Annotated in this window: 15 protein-coding genes; 10 read left to right on the top strand and 5 right to left on the bottom strand. The window is 45.9% G+C overall.

What is annotated here, in order from left to right:
- Positions 1-126: 126 nt before the first annotated feature.
- The 3 genes from ACO0KY_RS16070 (at position 127) to ACO0KY_RS16080 (ending at position 3,031) form a co-directional block, all read left to right on the top strand.
- On the top strand, positions 127-855 hold the full coding sequence (locus ACO0KY_RS16070; protein WP_186912101.1) for a response regulator: 729 nt from the start codon (positions 127-129) through the stop codon (positions 853-855).
- Entirely contained in the window at positions 852-2,210 is a 1,359-nt protein-coding gene (locus ACO0KY_RS16075; RefSeq protein ID WP_423047727.1) for an ATP-binding protein, read from the top strand. The genes ACO0KY_RS16070 and ACO0KY_RS16075 overlap by 4 nt, the downstream gene beginning before the upstream one ends.
- Before the next feature lie 350 nt (positions 2,211-2,560).
- Positions 2,561-3,031, top strand: a complete 471-nt coding sequence (locus ACO0KY_RS16080; RefSeq protein WP_186912100.1) for a DUF2721 domain-containing protein — start codon at positions 2,561-2,563, stop codon at positions 3,029-3,031.
- Between the two features lie 37 nt (positions 3,032-3,068).
- Here the strand turns inward: ACO0KY_RS16080 and ACO0KY_RS16085 are convergent, their stop codons facing one another.
- Complete coding sequence (locus tag ACO0KY_RS16085; protein ID WP_423047729.1) at positions 3,069-4,553, bottom strand: hypothetical protein; 1,485 nt, start codon at positions 4,551-4,553, stop codon at positions 3,069-3,071.
- Positions 4,554-4,695: 142 nt separating this feature from the next.
- Here ACO0KY_RS16085 and ACO0KY_RS16090 point away from each other — a divergent pair, with 142 nt between their 5' ends.
- The 3 genes from ACO0KY_RS16090 (at position 4,696) to ACO0KY_RS16100 (ending at position 9,582) form a co-directional block, all read left to right on the top strand.
- Positions 4,696-6,363, top strand: coding sequence for a long-chain fatty acid--CoA ligase (locus tag ACO0KY_RS16090; RefSeq protein WP_423047731.1), 1,668 nt, complete (start codon positions 4,696-4,698; stop codon positions 6,361-6,363).
- A gap of 659 nt (positions 6,364-7,022) precedes the next feature.
- Complete coding sequence (locus ACO0KY_RS16095) at positions 7,023-8,687, top strand: methyl-accepting chemotaxis protein (RefSeq protein ID WP_423047733.1); 1,665 nt, start codon at positions 7,023-7,025, stop codon at positions 8,685-8,687.
- A gap of 46 nt (positions 8,688-8,733) precedes the next feature.
- The gene (locus ACO0KY_RS16100; protein ID WP_423047735.1) at positions 8,734-9,582 is read left to right on the top strand and encodes an HDOD domain-containing protein; all 849 of its coding nucleotides are present in this window, start codon (positions 8,734-8,736) and stop codon (positions 9,580-9,582) included.
- A 148-nt stretch (positions 9,583-9,730) separates the two neighbouring features.
- Here ACO0KY_RS16100 and ACO0KY_RS16105 read toward each other — a convergent pair whose 3' ends face one another.
- The gene (locus tag ACO0KY_RS16105) at positions 9,731-9,943 is read right to left on the bottom strand and encodes a SlyX family protein (protein ID WP_186912099.1); all 213 of its coding nucleotides are present in this window, start codon (positions 9,941-9,943) and stop codon (positions 9,731-9,733) included.
- A 221-nt stretch (positions 9,944-10,164) separates the two neighbouring features.
- Here ACO0KY_RS16105 and ACO0KY_RS16110 point away from each other — a divergent pair, with 221 nt between their 5' ends.
- Positions 10,165-11,184: an HDOD domain-containing protein gene (locus ACO0KY_RS16110; RefSeq protein ID WP_423047737.1), complete on the top strand. Its 1,020-nt coding sequence runs from the start codon at positions 10,165-10,167 to the stop codon at positions 11,182-11,184.
- Positions 11,185-11,351: 167 nt separating this feature from the next.
- On the opposite strand, the gene ACO0KY_RS16115 is transcribed toward ACO0KY_RS16110, so the two are convergent.
- Entirely contained in the window at positions 11,352-11,663 is a 312-nt protein-coding gene (locus ACO0KY_RS16115) for a hypothetical protein (RefSeq protein ID WP_423047739.1), read from the bottom strand.
- Between the two features lie 419 nt (positions 11,664-12,082).
- On the opposite strand from ACO0KY_RS16115, the gene ACO0KY_RS16120 reads away from it, so the two are divergent.
- Positions 12,083-12,571 carry a chemotaxis protein CheW gene (locus ACO0KY_RS16120; RefSeq protein WP_423047804.1) on the top strand — a complete coding sequence of 163 codons (489 nt, stop codon included), beginning with the start codon at positions 12,083-12,085 and terminating at the stop codon, positions 12,569-12,571.
- Positions 12,572-12,770: 199 nt separating this feature from the next.
- Positions 12,771-14,297 (top strand): DUF4080 domain-containing protein, encoded by a 1,527-nt coding sequence (locus ACO0KY_RS16125; protein ID WP_423047741.1) that lies wholly within the window; start codon positions 12,771-12,773, stop codon positions 14,295-14,297.
- Positions 14,298-14,308: 11 nt separating this feature from the next.
- Here ACO0KY_RS16125 and ACO0KY_RS16130 read toward each other — a convergent pair whose 3' ends face one another.
- Positions 14,309-15,055: a substrate-binding periplasmic protein gene (locus tag ACO0KY_RS16130; RefSeq protein ID WP_423047743.1), complete on the bottom strand. Its 747-nt coding sequence runs from the start codon at positions 15,053-15,055 to the stop codon at positions 14,309-14,311.
- Positions 15,056-15,206: 151 nt separating this feature from the next.
- Entirely contained in the window at positions 15,207-15,521 is a 315-nt protein-coding gene (locus ACO0KY_RS16135; RefSeq protein ID WP_186912041.1) for a metal-sensitive transcriptional regulator, read from the bottom strand.
- Between the two features lie 419 nt (positions 15,522-15,940).
- Between ACO0KY_RS16135 and ACO0KY_RS16140 the strand changes: the two genes are divergently transcribed.
- Positions 15,941-17,824: an IucA/IucC family protein gene (locus tag ACO0KY_RS16140; RefSeq protein ID WP_423047746.1), complete on the top strand. Its 1,884-nt coding sequence runs from the start codon at positions 15,941-15,943 to the stop codon at positions 17,822-17,824.
- The last annotated feature ends 1 nt before the right edge of the window (position 17,825 follow it).

Raw genomic sequence — 17,825 nt, forward strand, 5'->3', positions numbered from 1 at the left:
CCTGAGTAACATATCGGAATTAAATAGCGCTTTTGATGTTTCTAAGTTTCTACACTTGGGTTTATCATAACAAGCTGATACAAAATCACTATTTTTTTCCTGGGAACCGAGCACATAATGGGACATATGGATACATCAAACAAAATTCTTATCGTCGACGATGATCGCGAAATCCGCACTTTACTGGCGGAATATCTTGACCATAATGGCTATTCCACAGTGATGGCTGCTGATGGGCCTGGCATGTGGGCAGCTTTATTAGAACATCAATTTGAGCTAGTCGTACTGGATTTAAATCTTCCCGGTGATGATGGACTCACTTTGTGTCGCAACTTACGCGGCAAATCGAATGTTCCGGTCATCATGCTCACTGCACGCGGCGAACCCTTGGATAGAATTATCGGTCTGGAAATGGGAGCCGATGATTATTTGCCAAAACCTTTTGAACCACGCGAATTATTGGCACGTATTCGCAGCGTACTACGCCGCACTCAACATACGCATTCAAATTCTGGCAATGAGAGTTTGCAAAAAATTAAATTTGCTGGCTGGACGCTGGATATGACAGCACGTCATCTGATCAGCCCCGACGATATGGTGGTTTCTCTGTCAGGCGCAGAATTCCGGATGCTCAATATTTTCCTTGAACACCCGAACCGCATCCTGAATCGTGACCAGTTATTGAACATGACACATGGACGTGATGCCGATCCGTTTGATCGTTCGATTGATATTCAAATTAGCCGGTTACGACAAAAACTGCGTGAAGATGCGCGCACCCCACAAATCATTAAAACCGTTCGCAACGGTGGCTACGTATTAGCGGTCAGCGTAGTTACCGAAAAGAATACATGAAGATCTTGTCGTCAATGTGGGGGCGGGTATTCGCCGTATTGATGATAGGTATGCTTTCATCGACCGCATTGACTGGCTGGCTGGCATTTGGTGAGCGTGAAAAAACGCTCATGGACTATCGGGTCACGCACTATATTGAACGTACCGAACAAATGGCGCGTGCTTTAGATGTATTGCCTACTGCCAGCCGGGAAAGTTTTCTGGCAACCGCACCGCCTATGGGTTTGCAGGTTGCGTCAACGGCAGCGGAAACCAATAATATTTATCCTGAATCCGACTATGCTAAGGCGGTGAGTGAAAAATTAGGTAAGAGTTTTCACGTTACCTCCATACCTACTGATCCCAATAAGTGTCCGCGCCAATCAAAAGACAACAATGTTATTCGTCTGCCTTGTGAGACATTGGGCATTGTGCTGCATGATGGCACCGCTTTACGGCTGGTAGTGACACCGCCAAGATTAGTTCAACCACCTCTAAACAGTGATTTTATCCAGTATATAGCCCTGTTTCTTGTCAGTATTGCGGTGTTGGCATATGCGATCGCCAAAATGGCAATGCGTCCCTTGCAACAAATGGCAGAAGCCGCAACAGCCCTTGGTCAGGACATCAATAGCCCGGCATTGCCAGAAACTGGTACCAGCGAAATTGTGCAGGCCACATGTGCTTTCAACGCAATGCAAGGCCGCATTCGCCACCATATTTCTCAACGCACTCACATGTTGGCTGCAATTACGCATGACTTGCAAACACCGTTGACACGTTTGCGCTTAAGGTTAGAAAAAGTCAACGACTCCGAACTGCGCGATAAATTAATTGGCGATTTGTCAGCCATGCAAATGATGATCAGGGAAGGCTTGGATTTGGCTCGTAGTATGGATAGTAGCGAAGCGCTGCGACCTTTAGATATTGATTCGCTGCTAGACAGTGTTTGTAGCGATGCCATTGAAGCCGGACAAAATGTCACCTTTACGGGTATTCCGGGAATCACCGTTTTGGCGCGACCTCAGGCTTTAAGACGCTGTCTTACCAATTTAATCGACAATGCTGTGAAGTATGGGCAATATGCAAAAGTCAGCATGTCTATGGCAAAAGATGATTCTGAGGATGTCTTAAAGGTATCGATCTGTGATGGTGGTCCGGGAATTCCAGTTGAATTTCAGAAAAAGGTGTTTGAACCATTTTTTCGCATGGAGACTTCACGCTCACGCGAATCAGGCGGCACAGGCCTGGGGCTAACCATTGCGCAAAATATCGCTCAACAGCATGGTGGAAAATTACAACTCGCGAATTTGCCCGAGAGCGGTCTGGAAGTGAGCTTGATACTCCCGATTCAAGCTACCTCATCCAAAGTCTGACATCCATCAGGAATCGATGAGCAGATGATGGCGACCGATACACAAGGCTAAGACACCATCATAGCGGAGCAACGCCGCTACACACACGCCAGATTCCCCCTAAGGACTAACTTACCGCGCTTTCTGCGCGGAAGCTTTTGGCCGCATGCGTGAAAATAATAATGCGATTTTGCGTTAGTTTGTGGTATTGAGTACCATAGCTAAGATTCGGCTTCCGGCTGATAATGAGGCATGTTGCAAGCTCACTCACCCGATGACAATCGGATACCCGAATGGTTTACCATCAACGGTGCTGTCGTATCATTGACAGCGCTGCCTCGCCTCTAAAAATAAGAAAGGAAATTACTATGATCAGTCTGCAACTTGGCGACGTTGGTCACACTATCCAACTTGCAATTGCACCAGTATTTTTATTGACTGGTGTAGGAACCAAATTATCCGTTTTAACCAGCCGTCTGGCCCGTATCATTGATAGGGCAAGAGCGGTCGAACAATTATTGCGTACAGAGGAAGGCAAGCGAATCGAACTGGAGGCAGAATTAGAAGAGGAGCTGGATGAACTTTATCAACGTTCGCATCTGATCAACCGTGCAATCACCCTCAGTACGACAACCGGCTTGCTCATTTGTCTGGTGATTGCGGCTTTATTTCTGGGTGACGCTACTGGGCTTACACTCGACAAATTGATTGCAGCCTTATTCGTCGGTGGGATTTTATCGCTGATTGGTAGTTTTATTTACTTTATGCGGGAAATCTTTGTAGCAACACTGACGCTCTCACGTCAACATCAGCGCGACAAAATTCGACGTTTGCCGCGCTAAATAAAACACAGGTTTTGAATACTTGATTCAAGCTTTTTTACGGGCTGACAGATACAAGTGCGTTCGATGTATAGCTACCCGGACCAGGGCACACAACTGGCGTCTGATAGGAAGCGCACACCGTAAATGTAAAATTCTGCGGGATTGTTCCAGAAGGGAATGACGGCGCAATAAACCCTGTTGAAGCCGAGGAGAGATTAATCAACCCGACATTTGACGGTCCACCGATCTGAATCCAGCTATAGTAAATCGGCGGCAAAGTACCACCGCTCGTCGATGTACCAGATGTATTCGCCGCCAGAGTCACGATAGAACCACTGTTCACCTGCTGAATCGGATTGGTAATCGTCAACACAATAGGCGGCAAAGCGCTGACATAAAACACAACAGGGTATTGTTTCAGTGCACTCAGGTTAGTCGGATCTATCGCTGAACTCGATGCATACAAAGTAAACGTGTAGGTCGTCGGGGTTGTGACCACAGTAGGAAAAACAATGCTGGCAACGGCATTATTTGGATTGATCACGGTAATCGGCGACGACGTCGTGGGATTCGCCGATGTGTATTTCCACAAATAATAAATGGAGCCGGTAGTTACTTTCCCGTTCGCATCATAGAGCTTGCTTGCAGTGCCATCCAGTTGCTGGGTTGCACCTGGTAATACATTGCCACCACTCGTTGAAATTGGCACTGCTGTAGGTAACACGATAGGATTAATCGTCACAGTCTGAATCGCTGTGCCGGTTTTTTGGTTACTGTCTGTCACGCGACATTGCAATTTGACGGTCGTCGCTTGCGTCACGACCGGTGCTACAAAACTACCAGTCGCTGTCGTTGAATTGATCAGATTAAAGGTCAAACCAGCGCCATCATTGATCACCCACTGATAAGCGAAAGTCACACCGCTCGGCGCCGTCGATCCCGCTACAGCAGAGCAAGTTAAAGGCACTGTATCACCCGACGTAACGATGGCATTTGCTCCTGCAGTGACTACTGGGTTACCGGTACTCGATGCCGATTGCAAAACTTTAAGCGTCGTTGAAGAGCTGTTAGTATTGCCTTTTGCATCCGTCGCAAAAAAAGTAATTTGGTAGGTATTATCAGCGGTGAGTAAGGTAGGTGGAGACAAAGTTAAGGTGCAATTGACACCATTGCCACTAGTATCCGCCTGCGTTGTCGCACAGTTGCTGTTACCTACTGCCGTGACGGGATTTGCACCAAGAGTCAGCGTATTGACCTGCCAGTACATATTGGAGATACCTCCAGCACTGCTACTTGCATGTCCAACAAAGCTTAGTGGATCCCCTGTCGAAACTGTCATCGGTGCCGGGACAGAGACAGAGACTACGCCATTGCTTGTAATGGATCCGCTACTGCTACCACCGCTAGTGGCACCACCACCTCCGCATGCTGATAAGACAAATGCTAAGCTGACGATCAGTGCGCGACGAACAAATCTGATGTTGGAATACACTATGGCTCCGGGATGAACAATGGTGAGAAAGAGGTGAATTGATTTCATTGTAGCCTCATCTACCGCCTTCGTACGTTGCCAAAATCATAAAATTCAAGATTTTTATATATTCATTTTTACAAAGACTAGTGCAAATAGATCGCAATTGTGGCAATCTGGAATTTCAGTTTTCCTGCTCTGGAGACGCTTTATGAATACCAAGCATTACGCGCATTGGCCACCTGGTTTGCCGTATCAATTGATCGCCCCGGCGACCAGTGTGTATCAGAACTTACACATATCGACATTGCGTTATCCAGATAAGCCTGCGCTTATTTTTTATGACTCCATTCTCACGTACCGGCAATTAAATGACGAAGTGCTAGCTTTGGCAGGCTACCTGCAACAGGTTTGCGGTGTAAAAAAAGGCGATCGCGTTCTACTCAATATGCAAAATAGCGTGCAATTCGTCATCAGCTTTTATGCCATTCTGAGAGCAGATGCGATGGTAGTTCCTGTCAATCCGATGTTGATGAAGGACGAGTTGGCCCATTATGTGGATGACAGTGGGGCAAAAGCAGCGATCGTGGCACAAGAAGTATTGCCGAGATTGATAGGCTTACTCAAACCGTCACATCTGCAACACATCATTGTCAGTACTTATTCTGATTATCTGATCAGTGAGACCAGCCTCACAGTTCCTGAATTTGTCAGAGCGCCAGCAGATGTTCCTCAGCACGCAGGGGTTGTTGCCTGGAAAAATGCCTTAGCAGCACATTTAGCACCCGCGGAGCATGGCGCTGGACCCGACGATCTGGCGTGTATGCCATACACCTCTGGCACGACAGGCCATCCCAAAGGTTGTATCCATACGCATAGCAGCGTCATGTTCAATATCGCTGCCAGCCCGGTCTGGACCGGTGCCGCCGTTCCGAATCAGGTTGCCCTGGCAGTTTTACCATTCTTTCATGTGACAGGCATGCAGTCAGTGATGAATGTAACAATTTATTGTGGCGGCACATTGGTGATATTGCCACGCTGGGATCGCGACGTTGCCGGTCAGTTGATCACCCGTTATGCAGTCACCAACTGGACTCTGGTGCCATCGATGATGATTGATTTTTTGTCTAATCCAAGATTGGAACAATACAACATTTCCAAACTGACTCGAGTCTCTGGTGGCGGTGCAGCAATGCCTGCCGCTATTGCACAAAAACTTCTCGATTTGACGGGTCAGGTTTATATGGAAGGCTACGGTTTGTCCGAAACCATGGCACCGTCGCACGTCAATCCTCCGCAGCGCATGAAGCAACAATGTCTGGGAATTCCTGTTTTTAACGTCGATGCACGCGTTGTTGATCCTGCGACGGGTAAAGAAGTCGCACAAGGAGAACAAGGGGAAATCTGGATACATGGTCCACAGGTGTTTAAAGGGTATTGGAATGATCCCAAAAAAACCGAAGACGCATTCGCAGAACTCGACGGCAAGCGCTTTTTCCGATCCGGTGACTTGGGTTACATCGATGAAGACGGTTTCTTTTTCTTCACCGACAGGCTCAAACGCATGATCAACGCCAGTGGTTTCAAAGTCTGGCCCGCTGAAGTGGAATCCATGATGTATCAGCACCCAGCGATTCAGGACTGTTGCATCATCGGCACCCATGACGAATACCGTGGAGAGACGGTCAAGGCAGTCATCGTCAAGAAAGCAAATGCCACGCTAACAGACGAAGACATCATGTTTTGGGCACATAGAAAAATGGCCGCGTATAAAGTTCCACGCGTCGTTGAATTTGTCGACGCCTTGCCGAAATCGGCAACCGGAAAAGTGATGTGGCGCACTTTGCAAGAACAGGAATTAAGCAAAAAGAAAATTTAATATCACTGATCCGAGTTCACCGTGACGAGCTTATTGTCGCCACGGAAAGTTTGATCCCTGATGTTCGGCAGGAGTTGTGTTTCGTAATGATTGAAAACAAATGTAAATTCAACTTAAAAGCGAGGTGCCTTAAAAATCAAAATAAGCTACCGAATGAAGGTTGTTGAACAGGGACACTCCTCAATTTGAACAATTTTTTTTTACGAGCTATCAACTAGTTAGCGATTTAATTTTCATTCACAGTAAAAAAAGCTGTATTCGTACAAAAATAATAAAGATTTACGCTAGATCTTAATACCACTCAGAAATTTTCTCGCCCATTATCGTTCTTTTGGGAAGAACCAGAACATTTGATCACGTATTAACGCAACAACAAATCAGGCTTTGCACCTGAGAAATTTTGGCATAGTATTGAACTAGCGCCGCAGCTTGGATCAGTGTTTTTGCGATGTTGCAATTCTCCATACTGAACTGAGAAATAACTGAGCGTCAGATTTGATTTTTCTTAGCATTTTATATGGGCATTATTTGATCAACATGATCGTCAACGATCGAACTGCTTAATACCTCCTCATAATTAATCTGTTTTTGCTCGTTCAAAAATAGATACCGGAGCTAGTTTGCAACAGTTCTATAAGAATTATATATTGGAGGTCACTATGAATTTTCGTCAACTTCGCATTGGAACACGTCTTGCTGTCGGGTTTGGGGTTATTTTAATTTCTTTAATTTTGATACTGATTGCCGGTAGCGTGCTCAGCGCAAGAAATCGCCAGGCAATGATGAAAGGAATTGAACTTTCTCATAGTAAAACGGCGCTTGCCGCAAACATGAAAAGCAGCATGCTCGAAGGTGGCTTAGCCATCCGAAATATTGGCATGCAAACCGATCTCGGCGAAATCGATAAACAAAAAATAGTCATTAAAAATCAGCGCGCCAAATTCAACGACGCACATGACAAATTGCTGGCTTTAGGTTTGAATGACGAAGAGAAAAAAATCGTTGATACGGTCACCAGCATAGACCAACAGGTCGATGCCCCAACCAAAGAAGCATTCAAAATGTTGCTATCATTTAACGGTGAAGAAGCAGTCAAACTGATTTCAACACAAATCGATCCGCTGCAACAAAAAGCCTTACTTGAGATTAATAAACTGGTTGATCTTGAAGATGCCGCGGCTGCCGAATTGTCGAGTCGCGCTGAAAGCAACGCTAGTAAACTGGTGACTGTTCTGCTCGCTATCGGCGGTGTCGTTTTGTTGATGGGTATTTCTTTTTCAATCGTCCTTACACGTAGCATTACCAGACCACTTGATGAAGCAGTACAAATTGCAAAACGCGTAGCGGCGGGTGAATTAACTCACCGTGAAGCAGATACGGGTGACGATGAAATCAGCGAATTATTAAATGCGCTAAAGGAAATGAGCGACAATTTATTTAATATCGTCAGTGAAGTACGGCAAGGAACCGATGCCATTGCGATTGCTTCTGGCGAAATCTCGACCGGCAATTCCGATTTGTCTTCACGCACCGAAACGCAAGCTGGCGCACTCGAAGAAACCGCGAGCTCCATGGAAGAAATTACTGCCACGGTGCGACACAACGCAGATAATGCACGGCAAGCAAACGGGTTGGTAACGTCTGCGTCCAACTTTGCGATTAAAGGTGGTGAAGAAGTCGGTAAAGTGGTCGATACCATGAACTCGATTAAAGAAAGTTCACGCAAAATCGTCGATATCATTAGCGTCATTGATGGCATCGCATTCCAAACCAATATCCTGGCTTTGAATGCAGCCGTCGAAGCTGCACGTGCTGGTGAACAAGGACGTGGTTTTGCGGTGGTCGCATCTGAAGTACGCAATTTGGCACAACGTAGTGCCAGCGCCGCCAAAGAAATTAAAACACTTATCGGTGATTCCGTAGAAAAAGTAGAGTCTGGCGGAAAATTAGTTGATGCAGCCGGCAAAACCATGAATGAAATTGTCACGTCAGTTAAACATGTTGCCGATATCATGTCAGAAATTACTGCCGCCGGTCAGGAACAAAGTGCTGGCATTGAAGAGGTCAATCGTGCCATTACGCAAATGGATGAAATGACGCAACAAAATGCCGCACTGGTAGAACAAGCGGCTGCGGCTGCGGAAAGTATGGAAGAACAAGCCGAAAATCTCGCGCGTGCAGTCTCTGCTTTTAAACTTGGAACGCCACCGACCGCAAACACAGGGAACCGTATTAATATTCACAAAGTCGAACCAGCAGCGGAAAATGGCTTGTCTGCCGCAAAAGGAAAATTAATTAAAGTACTGGGACTTCATGTTAACTAATTAATTCGGTTTTTGTGCGGCCTTGCTCATCAGCCGATATACATCTATGAAAAAATCGGAAGCATTAAAAAAAATTGTTGAGCAAGCACGTACGGGAGACTTAACTTTCCCTGCGAATATACAGGCCACGCTTGAGATTCAAGAGGCTTTAAATTGTCCTGACTGCGGAATTGAAACCGCAGCCAAACTGGTCACTAAAGAGCCAATGATTGCCGTACGAGTTGTTGCTATCGCCAATTCGGTAGCCTACAGCCGGTTTGGTGGTGGCGTTACGAATATCAGAACCGCAATTACGATTCTTGGCTTCAATACATTGCGCTCAGTTGTCGTTGCAGTCGCCATGCGACAATTGAGCCAAATGAGCAAAAATCCTCAAATCAAAGCCATGATAGAAAAATTGTGGTTACACTCTGCACATGTCGCGGCGCTTGCGCATTTACTGGCCAGAAAGGTCAGCAAAATTGACCCGGAGACAGCATTATTTGCAGGTGTTGTTCACGAAGTCAGTAGTTTTTACCTCCTATCCCGCGCCGAAGAATTTCCGTCGCTGCTTGAGCCCCATCAGACCGACAAAGACGATATTCTCGATGAAGATCACGAAATCTATATCGGAAGATCAGTTTTGCATCAATTGCTTGCACCCAAACGAATTGTCAGCGCGATAGAAACGCTCTGGTATGGAGCGCGGGCGACACCGCCAGAAACGCTGGGCGAGACCTTGCTGCTGGCCAATGATTTGGCGAGTTGCTCCTCACCGCTTGATCATCGCGATGTGGTGATGGTTGAGCAAACCGCTGCTACCATCGACTTTCCATTTAAAGAGACCTCATTGCGTCAAATTCTTACCGAATCTGATGACGATTTGCAGTCACTGATTGCCAGTCTGGCCAATTAAAATAAATAGACAAGAACGAAGCTGCGGCGTTTTTGCGCTCCGTCGAGGACTTTCGCAAAAGCGTTCCAGCAAGGAATGACGACGCGGGCAGTACATGCGTACGACAAGGCGCCATAACGTAGCTGGGGCGTTTTTGCCGAAGTCCTTTTTAATAGTGAGGTGGACGCTCGTCTACTACCGCAGTCCTTTGGCTAGCCGTTACCGCCAATTCCCGCATTCTGCCCGCCATGGCAGTCAGCAAAGCTTCTAGTTCATCAATTTTTTTCTGTTGGCGATAGACTTGGGTGTTTAAAGTATCGACCAGATCATCCTGGCGCGACAAACGAATTTCCAGATCAACCAGGCGTTCTTCTGTGTTCATAGGTGGGTACTTTCTTTGGACTAACGCAAAATGCGTGCACAGTATGCCATATCCGGAAACCCACAGAATATAGGCGTAACCTTGTGTAAGGCTGATGATATCGGATACCATAAACATATATTTTTATCTAAAATACATGAATGGCGTGGCGATCCTTTCCAGATCGGGCCGTGTTCGTTTTTTCTTGTCTTCCGTTCTTCAAGCTGTGATAGGAATTGGTAGTGATAGATATTTTTCGACGCCTTTTTGGAAAGACTACGCAACCGGCAACATTTCAACCGCCAGTTGCTGTCGTCGCGAAAATCGAACCGGCGACGGTACCAGTACCTGAAATCATCGAAAAACCACCAGAAGTATGGAATCCAGATAAAAAGTTTGATCATTTATATTTAAAATGGATGATGTCAAACCACCTTGGTGCAGCCAGCCCTTATGTGGAAAAAACCATACTCTCAGGGCTAGAAAAACTACGCCAATCCGATCTTGCCGCTTCTCAGTTATTGCCCAGGGTTCCCACCGTTTTATTACAGGTATTAAAAAGCCTGCGTGAAAGCAATGTGTCTGCTAGCGACCTGGCACATCAAATTTCTAAAGATGTGGCACTGGTCGCGGAACTGTTGCATGAGGTTAACGGTGCTTATTACAGTCCGATCAACCGCGTGACCAGCCTTGATAGTGCAATACAGTTACTTGGTTTTAATGGCTTGCGTATGCTGATTGCGCGTACCGCATTTCGCCCGATTATCCAGACGCAAAGTGGGAAACTTGCCAAAGAACTCGCACCAGTTATCTGGGAGCACTCTGAAAAGAGCTCACTAGCATGTCAATTGCTCGCGCAGCAAAGACAACTCGATAGTTTCCAAGCATTCCTCGCAGGCTTATTACAAAACGTTGGATTAGTGATTGCATTCAGGCTGGTCGATAGAACCGGCGTCACAGAAAAATTGCCGATGTCTGCCGGTTTTCAGACGGCATTTTTTAAACAGGCTGAACTACTCACTTTACATGTCGGCGAACAATGGGAATTCCCTGAACCAGTATTACGCGCGATTGCCAGAAAACATGGGACAACTGAGCAAGCTTCCGAGCTGGCCGATTGTTTGCAACAAGCTGACCAGCTTGCCCGCTTGCGCTTACTGGTCAATCATGGCGTGATGACAGAATCAGATGCGGCAGCCTTATTGTCAGCTAGCTCCGGTTTGCTTGAGTGCTTTCAACAACTGAATCAGGCCCAGGCTTAAAGAATTATCAAAGCAAAAGAATTTGTATGAGTTTGGCTGGAACGGACAAATCATTTTGCTTTGATAATTCGTGATTTAAACTGGGGCGTGGCGATAAGCACGAATTACCGTTTGAATAAGGGTTTGCAAGTACTGGATTCTATTTTTTAGCATTTGATATTCACTCATCAGATTGCAGCACGGCGGTTATTTCTGGTCGCAATTTGAGACGCGTATTGTGGGTCCTGATCCATTGCTAATTTTTGTTCGTCAGTTAAACGTTTAGCACTGATGATTACGGTTTGCACGTCTGATTGTTTAGTATCAAACGCGATTTTTTGATCTTCAGTCATGCGTTGAGCGGTGATAACAACAGTAGGAATCTCTGCTTTTTGGCTCAGGGTTGGGTTGGTTTGAGCAGTAAAAGCATTCCCGACGGCGAGTACGCTAGCAAACAATGCGGTTGCTAATACGGCGCTGGTTTTGATTGATGTTTTCATTTTATTTCTCCTGAGGTGGTTGGTTGATGTCTCCACTTTAGGCGGATGCTCGTCAAGCCACCAGCAGGATGTGACGAACTGCAAAATTCAGGGGGTGAAACATTAAAAGTAAGGAGTAAAGCACGCTGGCTTCAGATTGGATTTGCCATAGAACACCTTCAATTTGTTGGATTTTTGATCTTCGTGATACAAAAATAATTCGGCTTTATTAGATGAAAAAGTTATTGCTGGAAAATGAAACCGCATTGCACTACTATGAAATGCAGAGCATTTTGCGCGGTACAATCCTGTCTGCTCACAGGCAAATATGAGAAAACAGCGTCAATCAGATAAATACGACCAATGCGTAGACCTACAAGGATTACGCCCCAACGAGGAAACTAATTATGTCGAACGACAGCGGTTCTCAAGCTAGTACGATGGGCGGACAGCAAATGGATGGTTCCGGCCATCATGCGCCGCTGGAATTTCTTTCATTTACCCTAGGTAATGAAGAATATGGGATTGATATCCAGCGCGTACAGGAATTACGTGGCTATGAAGCGGTTACCCGTATTGCGAATGCCCCGGATTTCATGAAAGGTGTGATGAATTTACGCGGTGTTATCGTACCTATCATCGATTTACGCATGAAATTTGCGCTTGGCGTAGCAGACTATGATCAATTTACGGTCGTGGTCATCCTCAATATTTCGGGTCAAACCATAGGCATCGTGGTCGATAGTGTTTCTGACGTTATCACCCTCACCCAAGATCAGATTAAGCCAACACCGGAAATAGGCTCAACGATAGAAGCAGATTTTCTAATCGGACTGGCGCCACTCGAAGAGCGCATGCTGATATTGATGGATATTCAGAAACTGATGTCCTCTGACGATATGGGCTTACAGTTCGCGGTTACCATGTAATTAACCCTGTGCAAAAAGGCCCGAATTCAAAAAATTAATACATTTAAAACCATTTAAACGACTTTAAAGACATTTTTTAAGATTTTTAGCCCTGTTTGTTATCAAACAGGGCTTTTTTTACGGCCATCATGCTGTGAATTTCGAGGCAGGGTTCGCGCGGGCTGTACAATAGCGGCTTATTCCTTGTATTTTCTGCTCCATGACTATCCTGCTCACCACTCTCAACGCCCGCTATGCCCATGCTTCACTGGGTTTACGCTATTTGCTCGCGAACATGGGAGAATTGCAATCGCAAACCCAGATTCATGAATTTGTGATCGGTGCGCGTAGTACGGATATTGTGGAAAAAATTCTCGCCTATCGCCAGCCTGATCAAAAATTTATTGTCGGATTTGGCGTCTATATCTGGAACATTGTCGAAATTACTCAGGTCGTTGCTGTTCTAAAACGAGTTGCACCAGAGATTGTGATCGTGCTGGGTGGGCCTGAGGTATCACATGAAACCAACGATCAGGAAATTATCCGGCTGGCAGATTACGTCATTACTGGCTGGGGTGACGTCAGCTTCCCTGATTTATGTCAGCAAATCATCAAAGGCCCACAACCTTTAATGAAGGTGCATGCCGGTTTGCAGCCACCGATGAACGAAATCAAACTGCCGTACGCGTTATACACAGATCAGGATATCCGCCACCGCACGCTGTATGTGGAAGCCTCACGCGGCTGTCCATTCAAATGCGAATTCTGTTTGTCTGCACTGGATAAAACTGCATGGCCGTTCGATATTGACGCCTTTCTGGCAGAAATGGAAAGCCTGTATCAGCGCGGTGCACGTTTGTTTAAATTTGTTGATCGCACCTTTAACCTGAATGTCAAAACCAGCCTGAAGATCATGCAGTTCTTCCTGGATAAACTCGCAGCAGCACCGCATGATCCGGTGTTTGCCCACTTTGAAGTGGTACCCGACCATTTGCCTGATGCGCTGAAAGAAGGAATACAAAAATTCCCTGACGGTACGCTGCAATTTGAAATCGGCATTCAGAGTTTTAACCCGGAAGTGCAAAGCCTGATCAGCCGCAAGCAAAACAATGATAAAGCCGCTGAAAACATCCGCTGGTTATGCGAACACTCGCACGCCCATTTGCATGTGGATCTGATTGCAGGACTGCCAGGCGAGACTATGGAAAGCTTTGCTGAAGGTTTCAACAAATTAGTCGCTTTAGGCCCACATGAGATTCAATTTGGTATTCTGAAACGCTTGCGTGGCACGCCTATCATCCGCCACACCGAAGCTTTTCAGCTGGCTTTTGATCCAATGCCACCGTACACCATCCTTGCCAATAAAGACGTCCCCTTTGCGGCGATGCAAAGACTGGTTCGCTTTGCCCGCTATTGGGATATGGTCGCTAACTCAGGACGTTTTGCGAATACCTTGCCGGTCATTCTCAGCGAATCGCCATTTGAAAACTTTATGGCATTTTCTGATTGGGTGTATGCCAATACCGATGCGACGCACAGGATTGCTTTAGATCGTCTGGCTGGTCTGGTAACGACCTGGTTGGTAGAACAACGTGGCATGAATAAAGAAACCGTGATGGCACTGGTTTCCAGCGATTACGCTGGCAATGCAAAACATAAGCAGGGTAACTCCAGTGCTGGCGAACAAAAGGCGCCTGCCGTGGCAAAGGCTACCCCACAAAGACAAAGCCGCCATCTGGCGGCCTGATATAGTGTCGGTTATTTGTTCATTGTATTTATCAAACGGGCGATTTCACCAGATTTTTTTCCACTGATAATCGCCTGATTTAACTTGTTGATCCAAACTTCACCCGCACCGGGAGCTGTCGCGAAATGCAAGTCGTCACTCATCAGAGGTTTATTCAACACAACAAATCCGGATTGCATGTTCTGCTCATCTGTTTGCCCTTCTACACGAAAGCCCTGCCGCAGATAATTTTCAACATCTACGGCTTGTGTAAAAGATGTACTCAATAACATGACATCCATGCGTTTATTCAATAATTTTTTCAGCCGTGATGAATTCGAACTGACATCATCTTCAACTTTGAATAAAACATTACTCTGTTTATCGAAATCATCACCATAACTAGCGCCGCGAACAATCCCTATTGTTCTGCCTTTCAGATCTGCAATACTGTCGAATTTGAACGTGTTATCACTACGCGCGATCATCCAGACTGTATTGGCGTAAACAGCCTCAGAAAACACTAATTGAGATAAACGTTCACGGTTCTTTGAAAGACCAAACACGATACCTTCGCCATTTTTTGCGTAAGCCAAAATACGCGGCAAAGGATAGCGATGAATCTCAAACTGGATATGTAATTGTCGTTCGAAGTAAGTCAGTACGGCTCGGACATTGTCGCGCAGCGGTAAAATTTCACCCGATTCGCTCCTCAATTCACGTACGAACAACACCACTTTTTGCGGCTCAGCTGCGGGGGCTTCCGAGACAAAAAACATCCCTGAAATAAGAATTAAATAGGCAAGACTAAGCGACAAAAAACTAGCGCATTTCCAGATGCCGGACCGACTCATACGACAGAACATAAGGTGATCGTTTTGTCCTGTGCGGAAAATATTCATAAATTATGATGCACTTTGTCGCGTTATATTAAATAAACTTATCGAGTAAAGCGGCGGCACGTTGACTCGCTTCGCGCGCTTCTTCTATGGTCGTTGCTTTATCAGTATGGCTGACAAGAGAATTGGTCAACAAAGTGACAAACGAACGATCGAGGGCTTTACGCGCTGCGGACATTTGTTGTGCAATGCCCTCGCAATCTTCTGGATTTTCTGCCTTGGCGATCAGCTTTTGCACTCCGCGCAATTGCCCTTCGATTCGAGCCAATCGGTGGAGCAAATCCTTTTTCTGTGTATCACTTAAGGCGTTCCCTTGAACAATTTTGAGGGGGGGAGTATCTGCCATTTTTTATCTCCTGTGCATTATCTATAAGGACAAAATCAGCATGCAAATTGATACTCTACTGAGTATGCTCAAAGCATACAAGCGTTACGTTGTAAATGCCTGGAAGTTCGTAAGCGCTAAACAACAATATGGCAAACTTTACTTGTAAATGATGAACAACACGATTTGATTACAGATATCACTCCAATAAGTAAACAAAATCAAACTTTTTTCTTTGCAAGAAATAAGTTACCCCATAAAGAGATTTTTCTACTATCCATAGGTCGTCCAACATCGCGAGGACGGATGCGAGACGCTCACTGAATTACTTTTTTCACTGCACTCCCATCGACTCACTGAAGAAATGAAAACAAATTATTTCATTATTGCGAATCATTCTCATTTGCATTACTATAAGAACATCTTTGAGGAAGACGACTATGAACGCAATTCTGAATTTACCGGTTAAAAGCAATGGTTTGGCAGGCGACAAAAGCAACGGATGGATGAGTGAAAAGGCACGCAAAAAAAGCCTGCACAGATTATTACAGGCCTTATTGCGCGAGGGTTTCTTGAACCGCCAGGATTTAGTTACAGCTGGCGACACCAGTTGGCTCCCCTTATGGTCAAAGAAGCGGATGTTACGAATAGAAGGGCTGCAGCTTGGTCGCGCCGGACATTGCCATATCGGTGGTGCGATTGCCGTGCATCAAAGCGGAAAAATTCCACATATCATCGATACCTCATCAGAATTGCTCAGCGTTCTCAATACCGAAAGCACTGAGTATAGTGCGCAAGCTCAACAACGATTCCAGACCGAGCTGGAAAATAGCGTTGAAAATGATATTTTGTGCCACCAATACCGACAAGAGTGGTCGGCAAGTCTGCTCAACCAGATTTTACAAGCTCGACAAACAAGCTTATGGACGACGATGGTCAATGACAGCAATGCCATTACCAACCATTCAGCGCTTTTCTTTGAACAATGGGGCTGTATAGGGCATCCGTTTCATCCAGGCCACAAAAGCAAAACGGGTTTAAATGAGGAACAGGTTTTCGCCTATTCGCCAGAATTTCAACCACAGCTTGATTTAGTGATCGGTGCGATCAAAGCCAGCGTTGCCAGAATCAGCAGCGTACAACCAGACTTAACGTATACGCAATGGATGGCAATACAATATCCAACGGAAATGTCCATTTGGTTTGAAAGCTTAATAAAGCGTGGTCTGCCAACTGATGCATGGTTGCCTTTACCGATACATCCTTATCAGGCAGAGCACGTTTTGCCTGAAAAATTTGCCGCTGAAATCCGCGCTGGTTTGCTATTAATCGACACCGATTTTCCGCGCCTGCGAACCTCACCAACCATGTCATTCAGAACTGTCGCGAGTAGTAACAACCATCTCGCGCCGCATTTAAAGCTTCCCTTGTCTTTGCAACTCACCAGTGCACAAAGAACGGTTTCGCCCAAAGCTACCATCATGGGTCCGCGCGTCAGTCGTTTATTACGTGAACTGATCCGCCGGGAAAACGGATTTGATGACTCCCTCGACATTTTAGCCGAAGAGGTCGGATTGCATTTTATCGATCCTAACGACGACGCAGACCGCGCACGTCATTTATCCATACTCTTTCGGGAAAATCCAATGACACGAATTCAGCCAGGTCATCTGTCTGTTCCCGTTGCAGCTTTGTTTGCGGATTCCCCGATCAACGGCAAAGCATTCGTCACTGAACTAGTGGCGTCTGCATTTGGTGATGATGGGAACGGTGCGTTGAGCTACTTCCGTGACTATAGCAATATCGTGCTACAAGCGAGCCTGAGTGCATATCTCATTTATGGCATTGCCTTCGAGGCTCATCAGCAAAACAGTCTGGTTCTCTTAAACAAAAACGGAACAGTCGCGCAATTGCTATTGCGGGATTTTGGCGACATACGCATCTATACGCCAACGCTACATTCGCAAGGCCTACGACTAGAGAATCACCAAGCCGGTCATATTTTGTTTGATGACCCCAACATCGTCCGCGAAAAATTTTTGCATACAACCATGCTTTGCCATCTCGCGGAATTAGCAGTGCTATTGGCGCGCTGTTATAGCCAACATGAAGATGCTTATTGGCAGATTTTATACGACAACAGCGCGAAAATTTTTGAACACGTTCGTCATCGTTGTGATCCTCAACGATGGGAAAAAGAACGTCAGGCGGTGATGTTTGAAGATTGGCCAGTCAAGTCTTTATTACGTATGCGCCTCAATGATACGGTCGATGATATTTGCTTGTCCATGCCAAATCCTTTAGCACCATTTTCGGTCAATTGAC

Source organism: Undibacterium sp. Dicai25W, assembly GCF_049340505.1.
GTDB classification, from domain to species: Bacteria; Pseudomonadota; Gammaproteobacteria; order Burkholderiales; family Burkholderiaceae_D; genus Undibacterium; species Undibacterium jejuense.

Coding starts and splice junctions, on each gene's coding strand:
- ACO0KY_RS16070 (WP_186912101.1), top strand. CDS start 127: ATGGATACATCAAACAAAATTCTTATCGTCGACGATGATCGCGAAATC.
- ACO0KY_RS16075 (WP_423047727.1), top strand. CDS start 852: ATGAAGATCTTGTCGTCAATGTGGGGGCGGGTATTCGCCGTATTGATG.
- ACO0KY_RS16085 (WP_423047729.1), bottom strand. CDS start 4,553: ATGAAATCAATTCACCTCTTTCTCACCATTGTTCATCCCGGAGCCATA.
- ACO0KY_RS16090 (WP_423047731.1), top strand. CDS start 4,696: ATGAATACCAAGCATTACGCGCATTGGCCACCTGGTTTGCCGTATCAA.
- ACO0KY_RS16095 (WP_423047733.1), top strand. CDS start 7,023: ATGAATTTTCGTCAACTTCGCATTGGAACACGTCTTGCTGTCGGGTTT.
- ACO0KY_RS16100 (WP_423047735.1), top strand. CDS start 8,734: ATGAAAAAATCGGAAGCATTAAAAAAAATTGTTGAGCAAGCACGTACG.
- ACO0KY_RS16105 (WP_186912099.1), bottom strand. CDS start 9,943: ATGAACACAGAAGAACGCCTGGTTGATCTGGAAATTCGTTTGTCGCGC.
- ACO0KY_RS16115 (WP_423047739.1), bottom strand. CDS start 11,663: ATGAAAACATCAATCAAAACCAGCGCCGTATTAGCAACCGCATTGTTT.
- ACO0KY_RS16120 (WP_423047804.1), top strand. CDS start 12,083: ATGGGCGGACAGCAAATGGATGGTTCCGGCCATCATGCGCCGCTGGAA.
- ACO0KY_RS16125 (WP_423047741.1), top strand. CDS start 12,771: ATGACTATCCTGCTCACCACTCTCAACGCCCGCTATGCCCATGCTTCA.
- ACO0KY_RS16130 (WP_423047743.1), bottom strand. CDS start 15,055: ATGTTTTTTGTCTCGGAAGCCCCCGCAGCTGAGCCGCAAAAAGTGGTG.
- ACO0KY_RS16135 (WP_186912041.1), bottom strand. CDS start 15,521: ATGGCAGATACTCCCCCCCTCAAAATTGTTCAAGGGAACGCCTTAAGT.
- ACO0KY_RS16140 (WP_423047746.1), top strand. CDS start 15,941: ATGAACGCAATTCTGAATTTACCGGTTAAAAGCAATGGTTTGGCAGGC.